Origin of the sequence: Gordonia sp. ABSL11-1 (assembly GCF_030315685.1) — a bacterium.
Classification (GTDB): Bacteria; Actinomycetota; Actinomycetes; order Mycobacteriales; family Mycobacteriaceae; genus Gordonia.
The window spans coordinates 19672-35562 of sequence record NZ_JASXSI010000024.1; the positions used below are offsets into that span (position 1 = coordinate 19672).

The window sequence follows — 15891 nt, forward strand, 5'->3', positions numbered from 1 at the left end:
GTACTCTTGCGGTCGAGATCGGTGACACACATCCTGGGCGCATGACAACTCGTGTGACGATGTCGGTGATGGCGCTTGGCGCGTCATTGGCCATAGTCGGATCCACATTTCTGGCAGCCTCGGCCTCGGCCGTGCCGGTGGCGCCCGATCCCAACCAGCCGGCCAATGGGGAGTCTGCTCCGGGACATTCCACGGAGAGCACGCTGACTCCATGGTTTTCCCCGGTCCAGGTTCCACCGCCGGCCGTGACAGGCGGCGGCGCACGGTCACGGACCATCGTGTACCGCGCATACCCGTTCCTGTCACGATGGCTGCACGACGCCATCGGGCGTCAGCCCCTGGAGCTGAACGGTGCCGCCCGGATCACTTTCGTCGATCCTGTCGGCGGTAGGACGGTCGTGGTCAACCCGAACGGACATTGCGACTTCACGGACGGGCGGAATCTCGGTGCCGGCACGCCTCTGCGGCCGATTGTCGTCGACGCGGAAGGCTTCGCCCTGACGATCGAGCCGCGACTGCATCGGGTGGCGCCGGGATCGTGATGATCAGAACGTGTTCGAAGGTGTGGCCGCTGTCGCCGCCCGCGATGACGATGCGATCGGACCAGCCGCCGACGAAGACCCGATCGTCGGTGTGGGCGATCATTCAGCGATCATCACATTCCTGCGTGGGTTCGATACTCGCACTGGTCCAACCGGCTCGTCTCGGGAGTGAGGCTGCCCGACCTCGAAGGCGCCACGAACCGTCCGCCGACTGCCCGACACCCACACCAGGGCAGATCGAGGTTGGTGGCCCCATGGGCGGCCGCAACGAGGTCTCCCTTCAGTCCAGGACGGCTCAGCTCACTGCACCGTGCCGCGCCACGCCGTCGGGTTCGCCACCTTCAGGTTCCGGGCAGGACGACGTCGTTGACGTGTCGCCCGCCACGGATCGCTGATGTCCCGCATTCCCGGCTCATGACAGTCCCAGTCGGCCACGCAGCGTGCCGGCCTCGTACGAGGTACGGAAAAGACCGCGGCGCTGCAGCTCTGGTACCACGAGGTCGACAAATGCATCAAGGGAATCGGGCTGGTAGGGGGAGAACACGACGACACCGTCGAACTTTCGTTCCACGAAGCTCTCCTCGATCCAGTCGGCCACCTCGTGCCCGGATCCGACGACCGAGGGCTGGTTCCCTGGCGCGTTGGACACGAATCGATCCAGTTCGGCCAAGGTTATGTCGTCGCTACCGTATCCGGCGAGCGCATCGCGGATCAGCCATGGCGTCGCCGTGGCACCGACATCGATGACGTCGTTCACCTTCTCGTCGGGACCTGCGTCTCCGAGGTCGACACCGAGGTACGAGCCCAGAGAGGCTGCCTCGAAGGGAACGGTCGACAGTTCCTGCACCTCGCGAAACTTTGCGTGAGCTGCAGCCGATGATTCGCCGACATAGAACGTCACACCCGCCATCTGGATGTAGGACTCGGGATCGCGGCCGTGTGCAGCCGCCGCATCCTTCTGCACGCGGTACGACTCGGCCTGATCATCATTGAAGGCGACGAACCTGATGTCGGCGTACTCACCACCGAACTGCACCGAGCGTTCCGAGGTTCCCGCAACGACGAGGGGCAGCCGGCGCTGTGGTGAGGGCGGTAGGTTCAGCGGTCCGGCGACGTCGAAGTACTGGCCGCGGAAATCGGCTGCGTGCACCCGCGAAGGATCCATGTAGATCCCGCTGTCCTTGTCCCCGACGAGCCAGCCATCTTCCCACCCGTCCCACAGTGCGCGCAGAACCTGGACGAATTCCTCAGCCTGCGCCCAGCGCGCCTCGTCGGTGGGGGCGTCTTCGAGGCCGAAGTTCCTCGCCGCGTCGGGCGTCCATCCGGTCACCGCGTTGAGTCCGGCCCGGCCGCCACTCAGCAGATCGAGCGAGGTCGCCTGCCGCGCCACCGAGTAGGGGTGGTGGTAGACCGTGTTGAACGTCGCGATCAGTCCGACCTCGTTGCTTATCCCGGCCAGGTAGGCGAGCGTGGTAAACGGGTCTGCTTTGAAAAGCGTGTTCTGCGACCAATAGTGGCCTGACCCGCCCGCACCTCGCCAGCCCTTCCGCGGAGTACTGCTGCCGGCGAGCGTTGCCACATCGGGCAGCCGCGCGGCTTCCAGGCTTCCCACGAACACATAGTCGAAGAGACCGCGTTCAGCCGTCAGCACGGCGTCCCGGTAGTACGCGGGATTCGACTCCCAGAGGATGCCTGCGCCGGGTAGTCGCCATGAACTGCCGTGGCGACCCTGCGGCCAGAAGGAGTGGGCCAGCAGGAGACGTCGGCGGTCGCTCATCGTGGTGATTTCCGTGTCTGGCGGGCGCCGGAAGCTGGATTCGGCTCCGAGAGAACAGCATCTGCGTGGAAATTCCTCATCTGAGTGCCTCCTTGTAGCGGGTGGTCGGGACTGCGGCCATGAGCTGCTGGGTGTACTCCTCGCGCGGATCGGTCAGGATGTCTTCGGCCCGACCGGATTCCACGATGCGTCCGCCGCGCATCACGGAGATGTCGTCAGCGATGAGTCGTACGACGCCGATGTCGTGAGTGATGAAGAGATAGGCGAGCCCGAAAGCAGCTTGCAGGTCGACGAGGAGCTGGAGTATTCGGCTCTGCACCAGGACGTCGAGCGCCGAGACCGCTTCGTCGAGCACGACGATCTTTGGATCGACCGCGAGAGCGCGTGCAATGGCGACGCGCTGACGTTGTCCGCCCGACAGTTCGCCGGGCCGACGGTCGGCGAACTTGCCGGGCAGTCCCACTGCGTCGAGCAGATCGCTGACACGGCTGACTGCCTCTGCTCTTGTGCTGAGTAATCCGAACGATTGAACTGGCTCCAGCACAATCTGTTTCACAGACATCTTCGGGTTCAGTGAGCTGAACGGATCCTGGTAGACGTACTGGATGTGACGGTAGGCCTGCCGTCGGTAGCGTGTGCCGGGGCCGGACACCACTTCGTCGTCGATGAGAACCTGCCCGGCAGAGACTGTCTCCAGGCCGACGGCGAGCCTTGCCAGCGTCGTCTTGCCGGCCCCGGACTCTCCGACAATCGCGTGGGTTCGCCGGTCTCGCAGTTCGAGTGAGACCTCGGCCACGGCAGCCGGACCGTTGCTGGTGCGTGACGTGGAGAAGTACTTGCTCACGCTGTCCAGCCGCAGCACGGAACGGTCGGGTGCGGGTTGTTCAGGTGCGCTGACGATGTGTGTGCTCGGCGTCAGCCGCCTGGCGATCAGGGCAGGGTCGTTGCGTACGAGTTCGGCAGTGTATGGGTGGCTTGGGTTCTCGAGTACTCCGGCGGCAGTTCCCTCCTCGACCATCCTGCCGTCCTTCATCACTACGATCCGGTCGGCACGTTCGGCTGCGATGCCGAGATCATGTGTGACGAAGAGAATTCCGAGTCGGAGTTCCTCGCGCAGGGTGGCCAGCCGATCCAGGATGTTCTTTTGCACCGTGACATCGAGCGCCGACGTGGGTTCGTCGGCGACCACGAGTTTCGGGCTGTTGGCCAAAGCGATGGCGATGAGCACGCGCTGCCTCATGCCGCCGGAGAGCTCGTGCGGATAGCGCTTGTAGACGGTCTCGACATCGGTCAGTCCGGCCTGGGTCAAACGGTCGAGGGCGATCGCTCGCACCTCGTCGGTTCCCGCCCGGTGGTGCAGCCGGATGGCTTCGGTGACCTGCCGACCGACCCGTTTGACCGGGTTGAGACCTGTCGAGGGGTCCTGCGGTATGTAGCCAACGAATGCTCCCCGCAGCCTGGTGAGCCGCCGATGCGACCAACCGGTGACATCTGTTCCGTCATAGCGGATGCGGCCGGACGTGATACGACCGGTCGCGGGCAGGATGCCGAGCGCGGCTTGCACCGTAGTGGACTTGCCCGAGCCGGATTCGCCGACAACTGCCACGAACTCGCCGGGAGCGACGGTGTGCGACACCGATGACACCGCGGGACCGCCATCGTGCCCATCGTAGACAACCGTGAGATTCTCGATCTCCAGGAGTGGTGCCTGAGCGGGAGTCATGATCGTCCCCCGATCGCCCTGCTGATCCGATAGGTGGCGAGTACCGCTATCAGAGTGACGAACCCCGGGGCCAGCGGCACCCACGGATAGATCGACAGGTACTGCGTTCCCTGTGCGACCTCCAGACCCCACTCGGGCTGCGGCGGCGGTGCGCCGTAGCCCAGATATCCGAGTGCTGCGACGGCTAGAATCGCCTGTCCCACTTCGAGCGCGGCCAGCGCGAGCACAGGTCCGGCGGCATTCGGCCAGACGTGGCGGAGCAAGGTCTTTCTCCGGGACGTGCCCAGTGTCCGGGCGATCTCCACATATCCGGTTCCGGAGACACGCAGGACCTCGGCCCGTGTGACCCTGGCAAACGACGCAACGGCACCGATACCGACCGCGATGGCGATGTTCGTCGTACCGAAGCCGAGCGCGGTGACGACCGTCATCGCCAGCAGAAGGGCCGGGATCGCCAGTAGTACGTCGACGAATCGCATCAGTGTGCTGTCGGCGCGTCCTCTGAGGAATCCCGCCGTGGCACCGATGGCGGCGCCGCAGACAAGGCCAAGCACTACGGCGACGAACGTTGCCAGCAGCGTCTGCGACGTGCCATGAACCACTCGTGAGTACACGTCCCTGCCCAGCTCGTCTGTCCCGAACAGGTGCTGTGAACTCGGACCCGCGAACAGGACCTGGGAATCGGTGGCCAGAGGGTCGTGGCCGGTGAACCAGCCGGGTCGCACCGCCCACAACAATAGGACCACCCAAACGGCCGCCGACAGGAGTAGGCCGGGCTTGCGCACGGCGGAAACAAGTCTCGACGCACCGCTCCTGCGCGCCGAATGCGTCTGCCGGGTCTGGTCGTCGTGGTCATCTCCGACAACCGCCTCGAGTTCGAGGGAGGTCATGATGCGGTGACCCGTGTGTTACCCCGGAGGGGCAGGACCGTCCGCAGCCGCGGATCGAGCAGCGGGTAGATCAGGTCGACGATCAGGTTGACCACGACGAAGACAACCGCCACCAGGACCACAACCCCCTGGACCAGCGGCAAATCTTGTTGGCGCACCGCAGTTTCGGTGATTCCGCCCAGCCCGGGCCGGGAGAAGACGGTCTCCACGATCACCGCCCCGGCCAGCAGGTTGCCGAAGATGATCCCGCCGATCGTCAACGCCGACATGGACGCGTTGCGTAGCACCTCGCGTGTCAGCGCAGCGAACCTGCTGAATCCCTTCATGATTGACGTGATCATGTAACCCTTCTCGAGTTCCTCGTCGAAGTTCTTCAGCAGGAGCTGCGCTATCGGCGCGGAGACCGGGATGGCGAGCGTGATGCTGGGCAGGACCAACGACAACAGTCCCTCGTTCCCCACCGCAGGAAACATCCCGAGCCTGAACGCGAACATCTCCAACAACAGCAGTCCGATCAGAAAGGTGGGAAAGGACACCGCCACCGCGGGGACGGCGGCGACCAGGTTCGAAAGCCAGGGCCGCTGCACGTAGCTGGCGATCACCGTCACCACGAGAGCGATGATCACGGCCACGATCAGACTGGTGAACGCCAGCATCAATGTCGACGGAACAGCGTGTAACACCAAGGATGAGACCGGCTGCCCGAAATGCACGGAGTTGCCGAAGTCACCGTGAACGGCTCGGCCGAGCCGTTGGACGTACTGGATGATCAGGGGGCGGTCGAACCCGTAGTAGTGACGCAGGTTCGCCAGATCCTCCGGGGTCATCTGCTGGACTTCGTTCGGGTCGAACAGATGGGTCACCGGATCGCTGGGCAACGCGAACAGCAGTAGGAACGACAGCGTGTAGGCCGCCCACACCACTCCCACCGCCGTCGCCAGCTTCAACAGGACGTAGCGAAGCATCGTGTCACCTCACTTCTCCGATACGCCGCACAGTCGTCCACATCTCGGCCCTTCAGTTGCTGAGCCAGGTCGTGTACAGGAAATTCCGGCCGAGCGAGTCGAAGGTGATGCCTTGCACATTCTTGTTCGCTGCCTGGACCGACTGGGTCGTGTACACGGGGTTCACCAACGCGTTGTCGATGATGTATTTCTGTGCGTCGGCAGCGTACTGCGCTCGCCTGGCCGGGTCTGTGGTCGAGTCCAGCTTCGCAGTCACGTCGACAAGCGGTTGATAATACTGGTCACCGGGTTTGAGGCCCAGGAGGTTGCTGTAGGTCGGCGACAGAGTCTGTCTGATCACGGAGATGTCGTCCCGGCCCTGACCCGCGATCGAGGCGTTCAACGTGCCGTCCCGCTTTGCGCTGGTTTGTGCTGCGCCGTAGTCGGCGATAGGCAGCACCTGGAGGTCGAGTTGGATGCCGATCTTCCTCAAGTCCGACTGGATGTACTCGTAGAGTGGCTGATTGACAACGAAATTGGTGATACCGATGGCCTTCACCGTCAGCCGCTTGCCGTCCTTGACGCGTATCCCGTCACCTCCGGGTTTCCAGCCGTCGTCGTCGAGGAGTTTCGCAGCTGCGCTCGGGTCATAGGTCAGATCGTTGCTGTGATCAACCCAGCCGGGCACACCTTTTGAGACCACCGAGGTGGAAAGACTGTAGTTGCTCGTCACCAGCTTGCGTGCCCCGTCACGGTCCCAGCCCAGCACAATGGCCTTGCGCACGCTCGGGTCGTTTGTCGGTGCGTTGTTCACCTGGAAGTAGAAGCCGATGTCCCACCCCAGCAACGGCTTGCCGATGACCTGCAGTCCTCCGGCGTCCAGGATCTTTTCGCTCGTCGGACTGATACCCAGCGAGACGTCCACCTGTTGTGATCGGACCGCTCCGACGCGGACACCCTCGTCGGATACCTGACGCAACGTCACGCTGTCGAGATACGCGGCACCGCTGTGGCCCACGTCGGCCGGTGCCCAGTTGTAGTTCGTCCGGCGGGCCAGTACGGTGTCGCCCTGCACGGCGTAGCTCTTCACCGTGAACGGACCCGATCCCACCAGGTTGGCGGGGACCTGACGGTCTCTCACCGACTTCTTGAGCGTGGCCTCCCCGAGGATCGCGCCCGGATAGAACGACGTCGCATTGAGGAATGAAGCGGCCGGCTGGGTGTAGGTGACTTCCAACTCATCAGGTGCGAGCACCGTGGTGCCGCCGTAGTTGGTGGCAAAAGCGGGTACGGGGGCGAGTCCGAGCTCTTCGTTTCCCTTGGCGAGCTGGTCGAGGTTGTCCTTGACGACCTGGGCATCGAGCTCACTGCCATCGCTGAAGGTGACGCCGGGGCGTAGCCAGAACCTGAAACTGGTTGCGTCGTTGTTGGTTTCCCACTTCGTTGCGAGCCACGGCTTCAAGTCCCCGGTCTTCGGATCCTGCCACAGCAGCTTGTCGTAGACGTTCTGGTTGACCAGCGCTTCGGAGAAGTTCGGCGTGGCGATATGTGGGTCGAGGGACCGGACGGAGTCGTTGATGGCCAATGTCAGATCACCCCCGGTCCGTGGTTGCCCGGGTGAACCCGTGCCCGAATCGCCGGAGTTTCCCGAGCAGGCCGCGACCAGCGCAACTGTCGCGATCCCGACGGCGAACATCCTCAGTCTTCTGCGCACGCCTTCTCAACCTTTCACGTGTATACGGCCATGCAACTGCACGCGGCAGGTGTGACTGTGCCGGTGTGCTTGCGAACTACCATGCCTGGGCGGAATTGCTATGCCTGGGCGAGTTGCCCGCTGGTGATCCGGAGATCCTCCCGGAACGTCGATTCCTGCTCGGGATAGTCCTCGCGGAACAGTCCCTTCTGTTGCAGCAGCGGGATCACCTCTCTGGTGAAGTCCGCCAGACCGCCCGGGAGCAGCGAGGAACTGACGCTGAAACCGTCGACCGCCCCCGCGTGGAACCACTCCTCGACGACCCCGGTGATCTGTTCGGGAGTTCCGACGACCAGATTCCCGCCGCGCGACGCGGTGAACACCCGCTGCAGCTTTCCCAGGGTGTCGTAACCGTCGTCGACGAGTTTGCGGAGCTTGTCATAGCGTCCCTGTTGACCGTTGAACGCGACATCGGGCAGGCGGGGGACGGGTGAATCCCAGTGCGGGTCGGGGCCGAAATCATGTCCGGTGTACGAGGAGATGATGACTGCGGCGTAGCGCGGCGAGGAGGCGCGTTCTGTCTCCTCGAACGTCCGCCGCGCCTCTTCCTCCGTGGAGCCGACGTGCGCTCCGAGGATCGGAACGATGTTCACCGCGTCCGGGTTGCGGCCCGCCCGCGCTGCCGCATCGCGTATCTGCTGACGGAATGTCACTGCCTCGGAGATGGTCGCGACCGCCGAGAACACGACTTCGGCGTACTTGCCGGCGAAGTGGATACCGCTGGCCGAGCGGCCTGCCTGGACGAGCACCGGGTGTCCCTGTGGTGACGGGGGTATATCGAGAGGTGCGCCCAGCTTGTACGGGCCGAACTGAGCAGTCGAGAAGTCGATCTTCGACAGGTCCGCGTACAGACCGGTGGCGCGGTCGCGGACCAGCGCGTCCGGTTCCCAGGTGTGCGACAGATGCAGTACCGCGTCGACGAAATGGCCTGCCTGCTCATAGCGGGCTTCGTGGTCGGGGAGCGCATCGAGCCCGAAAGCCTTCGCTTCGGCGTCTTGTGCCGAAGTCACGATATTCCAGCCAGCCCTTCCCCTGCTGATGTGGTCGAGCGAGTTGAAGAGTCGGGCAATATGATACGGCGGGTAGAAACTCGTGGTCACCGTCGCGATCAGCCCGATGTGCTCGGTGTGCGACGCCACCGCACCAAGAGTGACCAGTGGTTCCAACGTCAGCGGGGGAGCGACCGACAGATAGTCCGACACGTAGAGCGTGTCCGCCAGGAAGATCGAATGGAACTTGGCCTCTTCGGCGAGTTGTGCGGTCCGGATGTAGCTGTTGATGTCGAGTTCGGCGGCGGAATCGGGTGCGTCCGGGTGGAGCCACCCCGCCGGGGTGCGGTGTTGCACGACGGTATTGAAGATCAGTTGTCTTGTCATGGAGGGTTCCTGCGATTCGCGCGGTGGTAGGACAGTCAGACGTTGAGGTGACGCGGCGGCCTCTCACCCGTCAGCAGGTGCCGTCCGGTGAGCACGAATTTGGCGCGCGCCGGATCGTGCAGTGAATGAGTACGGATGTTGCGCCAGTGTCTGTCCAGACCCAGGCTCTCGTCGGTGGCCGAACTTCCCAGGATGTCGAAGATCGAACTGACCAGATCGATACCGATGTCGTTTGCCAGCCCCTTGGCCTCGGCCACCGCGAGTGATGCGGCAGCGGTGTTCTCGTCGGTGAGCTCAGGGGCGGAATGTGCTTCGTCGATGGAGTGGGCCGCGCGGCGCAACAAGGCTTCGAGCGCGTGCAGCAGCGCCTGGTGACGCCCGAATGTGTGCTGGACGAGTTCCTCCTCAACGACCGGCCGCGAGTCGAATTCGGGTTTGGGGCGGCTTCTGGTCCGGACAAATTCCACGGCATCTCCCAGCGCGGCCCGCACGATGCCGACGTCGATCGCGGCATGTATCGACTGATCGACCGCGCCTTGGGTTTTCGGCGGTAGGTTGCCGTCTGCCGGCGGGCTCACATCCAACACGAACTCGGGCCTGACCGCGACATCGTGCAGATACACGGCTCCACTGTGACTAGACCGCTGCCCGAACCCCGACCACTGGTCGAGGTCCAGCTTCACTCCCGGCGCATCTGGTCGCACGAAGACGACCGCCCGGCGTCGCTGATCGTGCTCGATCACCGCTCCGACGGCTATCCACGACGCTCCCAGCGCTCCGGTCGCGTAGTATTTCTCACCGTTGAGCAGGTATGTCCCCTTGTCTTGTCGGGATATGCTCGTGCGCCATGCGGTCGCCTGCGCGGTGCCGCGTTCTGAGTTGGCGTTCCCGAGGTGTGCGCCGGCGAGTACCTCGGCATAGATCTCGGAGGCGACCGCGGGGACGGGTTCACGCCGCAGCCGCTCCTGCACGACCCAATGAGTGAGATACAACTGGGCAAAGGCCGGATCCGCCACCGAGATTCGCCGAGTGATCTCGACGACGACGCTGTGCGGCAGATCCGGCCCGCCGAATCTCGTGGGGACACGGATGCCCAAGAGCCCCGATCTTGACATCGCGTCGATCTCCGACAGCGGGGCTTGTCGTGTCTTGTCACGGGCCACCGCGCCGGCGCGCGCGATCGCGGCCACTTCGTCGGCCGCCCGATACGCGTCGTCTGCGGTATGCAGAACCGGTACCTGGGTCATGAGTTCAGACATGCGCACTCGTGTACTGACTTTCGGGTACCGCAAGACCCAGATGATCGCGGAAGGTGCTGCCCTCGTACTCGTCACGGAGCAGCCCGCGCTTGCGCAGTTCCGGCACGACGTGATCGACGAATCGCTCGATACCTTCCGGGAAGTGCGTCGCGCTCACGTTGAACCCGTCGGAGGCACCGGAGCGGAACCAGAGCTCGAGATCGTCGGCGATCTGCTCGGGTGTTCCGACGAGATGCCTGATGGACGTGCGGTGTCCGAGCAGGATCTCTCGGAGAGTGAGGTCCTTGTTCTTCTCGAGTGCCTGCCACGCGGCATCGGTCAGGCCGTGCGAGATGTTCGCCTGGTCCCAGCCAGACGGACGAGCAGGAGGCCGCTTGTCGAGATCTGCCCGGCTCAGCGGGAGCTGAATACGTTCGGAGAGCTGGGCGAGCGAAGCATCGAGATCGATGTACTGATCGAGTTGAGCCAGGTGCTCCCGTGCCTCTTGCTCGGTGCTGCCCACGACCGGGTACACGCCCGAGAGCACGAAGACCTTCTCGGGGTCACGTCCCTGGGTCGCGACACGACTCTTGATGTCGGCGTAGAAGTCCTGACCGTCGCCGACCGTGTGTCGAATGGTGTAGACGATGTCGGCATGCTTCGAGGCGAAGGTGCGGCCCAGTTCGGAGGCCCCGGCCTGAATCAGTACGGGATGGCGCTGCGGTGACGGGGGCAATTGCAGCGGACCACGTGACTTGAAGTACGTGCCAATGTGTTCCACGGCGTGGACCTTCGCGGGATCGATGAACACCCCGCCGGACTGGTCGCCGACGAACGCGTCGTCCTCCCAGCTGTCCCAGAGCTTGGTCACCAGATCGACGAACTCGTCTGCGCGCCCGTACCGGGTGTCGTGATCTGGCGCATCGACTCCGAAGTTGGAGGCGGCGTTCTGGTTCCACGTGGTGACGATGTTCCATCCTGCTCGCCCGTGCGAGATGTGATCCAGCGTCGAGAAGCGGCGTGCCAGGTTGTACGGCTCGTTGTAGGTCGTCGAGACCGTCGCGATGAGACCGATCCGGTCCGTCGAGACCGCGATGGCGGTGAGCGCGTCGATTGGATCGAGAGTGTGCCAAGGATGAGTCGGCACCGTCTCGCGCAGGGATGGGGTGTCAGAGAGGAACACCGCATCGAAGGTGCCGCGCTCGGCCACCTGTGCGATCTTGATGTAGGTGTTGATATCCCAGAACTGCCGTGGATCGTCGACGACGCGCCAGCGCGCCGGGTGCGCGCCGAGGCCCGGATTGTAATTCACCGTGAGGTGAACTCGTCTCGAAGTCATGTGATTTCCCCCAGCGGTCGATCTCGTCGGAAGTGTCTGTGGCGGAGAGCCGGTGAATGGGCCGTAGCAGACCTTATCGATCCCCGAGATGTTCGGTATCGTTTCAATTGCGCTGCGCTTAATTCGGTCTTCTGGAATGGATTGCCCAAGCGGGATCTGTGGATGGCAGTGCCGGCTCCCGACCAGGCGGCGGCAAGTCTCCCACTCTGCGTGATCACAACCATTGATCGCGTGGATTCACGCGGCTAACTTGGCCGGTGCTGCCCCACCAATCCCGTGAGCCAATCCCGTGAGGAGACCGTCGTGACCGAAACCTCTGCACCCCCGGTAGGCGACCGGGCGGTGGCCGCCCAGGAATGGGAACTCTGGCACGCCAACCGCGAGCAGCAGGTCTTCGGATCGCACGGCGTCGCCGCGATCGCGTCCCTCACCTGGCTCGACAGCGAACCGGTCGAGATCGCCGGAGTGCCGGGGCGCTGGTCGACCGACGGCGATCAGCCACTCGCGACCGGGCTCTCCGACGACTTCTTCCTCGCGCCGGGTGAGGTTCGTGAGCTGCAGAGCGATTCGCTTTCCGGCAGCGAACCCCGCACATTGCAGTTGCGGGGTATCAAGCTCGGCGACGACGTGGCGCTCCTGGTGTTCGACCCGCAGTCGCTGACACTTTCGCGCTACAGCGGCATCGCTTCTTTCGATTACGACCCTGCCTGGGTGGTCGGGGGCCGCTTCGAACCTGCGGACCCGGGATCGGTCATCGGCGTCGATCACGAGCACGGCAAGAGGCTCGACGATCCGCTCGTCGGTGTGGTCCGCTTCGAGCACGCCGGAAACTCCTACGAGTTCGCGGCATTCCCCTACCTCGAGGGTCGACTGCACATCACTTTCTCCGATGAGACCAGTGGGCACACCTCCGACAAGTACCGGTTCTTGACCCTCTCGGCGCCCGACGCGGACGGCAATGTGGTTGTCGATTTCAACCGGGCCTACCTACCGCCCTGCTCGTTCAGCGATCAGTATCCATGCCCGATTCCGCCGGCACAGAATCGGCTGCCGTTCGCGGTGACGGCGGGAGAGACCTTCCCGATCAAGCGCGACTAGAGGATGTCGATATCGCGCCCGTGTAGTGGTCGCGCGCAAGCGCCGCAGTGCAGCTCTGGCCGGAAACCATTGCCGCAGGAGCGATGTCGCAGGATGAGCGCTGGTCCTTCGGGCGCCCGGAACCAGTGCTGACCCCAATCGATCATCATCGCGATGGCCGGGAAGAAGGCCTCGCCCTTGGCAGTCAGATGGTAGGTCGGCCAGTCCGACCGCTCCCGGCTCGCCCGGGTCTCCACGACGCCGAGGCGGGCGAACCGTGCCAGCCGGTCGGCGACGATCGACGGCGGAGCGCTGGTGCGTCTGGAGAAGTCGACGAACCGTGCGGCGCCCAGGAACAGCGCGCCGAGAATGGCCGCCGACCACCGATTACCCAGTAATTCCATCGTGTGCGGCAGGAACTGAGCGGGGTGGCGCGCCCGGGCGGAGCGGCGGCGGTCGATTGATGCCGGCACGCTGCGTGACCAGTCCCCGCTCGGCCCGAGCGACGTCGGTATGTCCGTGCGCCGCACGCTCTTGCCGCAGGCGCGACAGATGAGCAACGGAACGAAATCGGAGTCGCATATCCGGTGGTGCATCCGCGGCAGGGCGGTTCCGGCATCCGGTGACCACTGCTGCTCCCAGGCCCACATGGCCAGCAAGATCGGCCACACGCTGCGCCCGCGTTCGGTGAGCACGTACTCGAAGCGTTCGGGTCGTTGCTGGTAGGGCTGTCTGACGAGCGCCCCGGATGCGGTCAGTCCCGCCAGCCTGGCGGTCAGCACCGAATGCGAGATCGTGCCGTGCGCAAACCAGTCGCAGTAACGCCGGGTACCGGCGATGGCGTGCCGGAGAATCCAGAGATTCCACTCGTCGCCCAGAACACCGAGAGTGACCGCGATCGCGTTGTCCCCGCCGGGCGAGAGTCGGGTGTAGGCATCCTCGGGGTTGGCCACAATTGCGAACTATAACGACTGCCCGGCAAGTCGGTGGGTGTGGGTAACGAGCCCGGTGAAGCGATTCGCCGCCCGAATGTACTCGTCTTCGAGGCGGTCGACGATCTTGGCGACGGGATCCACCGAGCGGATCGTCGCCAGACCCTGTCCGGCCGCCCACACGTCCTTCCAGCGTGCGGGCTGATCACCCGCGGAATCGTAGCTGCGCCGGTCGCCGTCGAATGCCATCGTGTCCGGGTCGTAGCCGTTGGCGATCAGACTCGGGCGCAACCACGACGCATCTGTGCCGGTGATCGCATCGCTGACCAGGATGTCCTCGAGGCCGTGGTCGACGATCATCTGCTTGTAGGCGTCGGTGGCCATACTCTCGGTGCTGGCCAGGAACCGGGTTCCCATGTAGACGAGGTCAGCGCCTGCGGTGATCGCACCGGCGACTCCGGCTCCGTCTGTGATCGCCCCGCCGACGGTGATGATCCCGTCGAAGAAGTCGCGCACCGCGCTGATGAACGCGAACGGTGACAGATGTCCGGTGTGCCCGCCGGCTCCCGACGATACGCACGCAAGACCGTCGACACCGGTGGCGACCGCCTTGCGGGCCAGCGTCGGATTCACCACGTCGGCGATCACGATGCCCCCGTAGTTCTTGACGACCTCGACCACCGGGGCAGGTGATCCCAGTGCGGTGATCACGATGCCGGGGCGGTACTGCGCAATGAGCCGAAGGTCTTCTGCCAGACGAGTATTGGTTCGGTGGGTGACCAGATTGACCGCCCACGGGGTGTCGCCGGAACCGACCGCGTCATCGATGGTACCCATCCAGGAGTCGAGTGCGTCGATGGTTCTGCAGTTCGGTGTGGGAAATGAGCCGACTATCCTTGACCGGCAGGCCGCGATCACCAGATCGGGACCCGACACGAGAAACATGGGTGCGGCCACGACGGGCAACCGCAAGTGTTCGACGAGATCGGCAGGCATAAGGGCTCCTTGTTGGGGGACAACCGGATCGGATGCGGCTCTGGTGGCGGCGGTGCGCGGGATGCTCACCGTCCGACGACGAAACTCGCGACGGTGGTGGTCGACCCGCCGAAGTTCAGGGTGGCGGCCCGGCGCGCTCGGTCGACCTGGTAATCGCCTGCGGCGCCGACGATCTGCCGGTGGCAGTCGAGCAACATCCGGATCCCGGTGGCACCGACGGGATGACCAGCGCCGAGCAGTCCACCGCTGGGGTTCATCGCCACCCGGCCGCCGCCGATCTCGAGTTCTCCGGATTTGACCGCGCGCCAGGACTGACCGGGCTCGGTGAGCCCGAAGTGGTCGATGGCCATGTACTCGCTGGCGGTGAAGCAGTCATGGGTCTCGATCAGGTCGAGGCCGTCGACATCGTCTGTGCCACTGCGCCTGAAGGCGTCTGCGATGGTCTGCGCGACGTGGGGGAAGATCAGTGGGGCACCGGCGCTGTATGCGAGTTTGTCGGCCAGCGACAGGCCGACGGTACGGTGGCCCCAGCCGAGGATCTTCGAGCAGGCAGTGGCCTGGCCGCGGTGGCCGGCCAGGAAACGATCTGTCACCAGCACCACTCCGGCACCGCCGTCGGTGAGCGGTCCGCAGTCGGCCTTGTGCATCCGGCCCTCGACCACCGGATTCGCCTGGGGATCCGCGGTGAACGAGGCGTCGCTGAATGTCCAGTCCCTGGACTGGGCCCGAGGATTGCTCCGCGCGTTGCGGGTGTTGAGTTCCGCGATGCGCCAGAGATCCTCGGCCGCCAGTCCGTAGCGGCGGTCGTACTCGTCGGCCACCTGGCTGAACATGTACGGCCACATGTAGTTCGCGTCGGTGCCCTCGCGGCCGACCCAGGCGGCCCCGGCCATGTTCTTGGCGCCCTGGTCGCCGGGAACGTTCTTCTCCAATTCGACCCCGAGGACGAGTGCGCAGTCATACCGGCCCGACTGCAGGTCGGCCATCGCGGAGAGGACGGACAGGGAACCCGACGCGCACGCACCCTCGTGGCGGGTCGCCGGTACGCCCCACAATTCCGGTCGCACCGACGCCGGCATCGCCGCGAGGTGTCCCTGGCCGGAGTAGACCTGGCCGAACGCGTTGCCGAGATGAATCACCTCCACCTCGGCCGGCTCGACGAGCGCCGCGGCGAGGGTGCCGTCGACGATCTCGGCGGTGAGCGAGGCGAGATCGCCGCCCTCTCGGGTGATGTTGCGGGCAAAATCCGACTGATATCCGCCTGCGATCCACACGGGGTCAATGGTCATGGGTACGTCGCTTTC

The 15891-nt window shown here is 64.5% G+C and carries 13 protein-coding genes; 2 read left to right on the forward strand and 11 right to left on the reverse strand.

The genetic code is table 11. The features are described 5' to 3' along the window. The first annotated feature begins 41 nt into the window (after window positions 1-41). A complete protein-coding gene (locus QSJ19_RS21570) occupies window positions 42-542 on the forward strand; it encodes a hypothetical protein (RefSeq protein ID WP_286323049.1) in 501 nt (166 codons plus the stop codon). 412 nt (window positions 543-954) lie between these two features. Here QSJ19_RS21570 and QSJ19_RS21575 read toward each other — a convergent pair whose 3' ends face one another. The 8 genes from QSJ19_RS21575 to QSJ19_RS21610 all read right to left on the reverse strand — a co-directional run bounded on the left by QSJ19_RS21575 (window position 955) and on the right by QSJ19_RS21610 (window position 11555). Further along, entirely contained in the window at window positions 955-2319 is a 1365-nt protein-coding gene (locus QSJ19_RS21575; RefSeq protein WP_286323050.1) for an NtaA/DmoA family FMN-dependent monooxygenase, read from the reverse strand. Between the two features lie 76 nt (window positions 2320-2395). After that, on the reverse strand, window positions 2396-4042 hold the full coding sequence (locus QSJ19_RS21580) for a dipeptide ABC transporter ATP-binding protein (RefSeq protein WP_286323051.1): 1647 nt from the start codon (window positions 4040-4042) through the stop codon (window positions 2396-2398). After that, window positions 4039-4932 carry an ABC transporter permease gene (locus tag QSJ19_RS21585; protein ID WP_286323052.1) on the reverse strand — a complete coding sequence of 298 codons (894 nt, stop codon included), beginning with the start codon at window positions 4930-4932 and terminating at the stop codon, window positions 4039-4041. Before QSJ19_RS21585 ends, QSJ19_RS21580 begins: the two co-directional genes overlap by 4 nt. Next, the gene (locus tag QSJ19_RS21590) at window positions 4929-5897 is read right to left on the reverse strand and encodes an ABC transporter permease (protein ID WP_286323053.1); all 969 of its coding nucleotides are present in this window, start codon (window positions 5895-5897) and stop codon (window positions 4929-4931) included. The genes QSJ19_RS21585 and QSJ19_RS21590 overlap by 4 nt, the downstream gene beginning before the upstream one ends. Window positions 5898-5949: 52 nt before the next feature. Then, entirely contained in the window at window positions 5950-7461 is a 1512-nt protein-coding gene (locus QSJ19_RS21595; protein WP_286323054.1) for an ABC transporter substrate-binding protein, read from the reverse strand. A 227-nt stretch (window positions 7462-7688) separates the two neighbouring features. After that, on the reverse strand, window positions 7689-9005 hold the full coding sequence (locus QSJ19_RS21600) for an NtaA/DmoA family FMN-dependent monooxygenase (protein ID WP_286323055.1): 1317 nt from the start codon (window positions 9003-9005) through the stop codon (window positions 7689-7691). A 35-nt stretch (window positions 9006-9040) separates the two neighbouring features. Beyond that, entirely contained in the window at window positions 9041-10264 is a 1224-nt protein-coding gene (locus QSJ19_RS21605) for an acyl-CoA dehydrogenase family protein (RefSeq protein ID WP_286323056.1), read from the reverse strand. Continuing rightward, complete coding sequence (locus tag QSJ19_RS21610; protein ID WP_286323057.1) at window positions 10257-11555, reverse strand: LLM class flavin-dependent oxidoreductase; 1299 nt, start codon at window positions 11553-11555, stop codon at window positions 10257-10259. Before QSJ19_RS21610 ends, QSJ19_RS21605 begins: the two co-directional genes overlap by 8 nt. Window positions 11556-11885: 330 nt before the next feature. Between QSJ19_RS21610 and QSJ19_RS21615 the strand changes: the two genes are divergently transcribed. Then, the gene (locus tag QSJ19_RS21615; protein WP_286323058.1) at window positions 11886-12680 is read left to right on the forward strand and encodes a DUF1684 domain-containing protein; all 795 of its coding nucleotides are present in this window, start codon (window positions 11886-11888) and stop codon (window positions 12678-12680) included. Here the strand turns inward: QSJ19_RS21615 and QSJ19_RS21620 are convergent. From QSJ19_RS21620 to QSJ19_RS21630, 3 genes are all read right to left on the reverse strand, one after another. Further along, window positions 12677-13612 carry a winged helix-turn-helix transcriptional regulator gene (locus tag QSJ19_RS21620; RefSeq protein ID WP_286323059.1) on the reverse strand — a complete coding sequence of 312 codons (936 nt, stop codon included), beginning with the start codon at window positions 13610-13612 and terminating at the stop codon, window positions 12677-12679. The genes QSJ19_RS21615 and QSJ19_RS21620 overlap by 4 nt on opposite strands. A 9-nt stretch (window positions 13613-13621) precedes the next feature. After that, a complete protein-coding gene (locus tag QSJ19_RS21625) occupies window positions 13622-14587 on the reverse strand; it encodes an NAD(P)H-dependent flavin oxidoreductase (protein ID WP_286323060.1) in 966 nt (321 codons plus the stop codon). Between the two features lie 65 nt (window positions 14588-14652). Beyond that, window positions 14653-15876, reverse strand: coding sequence for an acetyl-CoA acetyltransferase (locus QSJ19_RS21630; protein WP_286323061.1), 1224 nt, complete (start codon window positions 15874-15876; stop codon window positions 14653-14655). Between the last annotated feature and the right edge of the window lie 15 nt (window positions 15877-15891).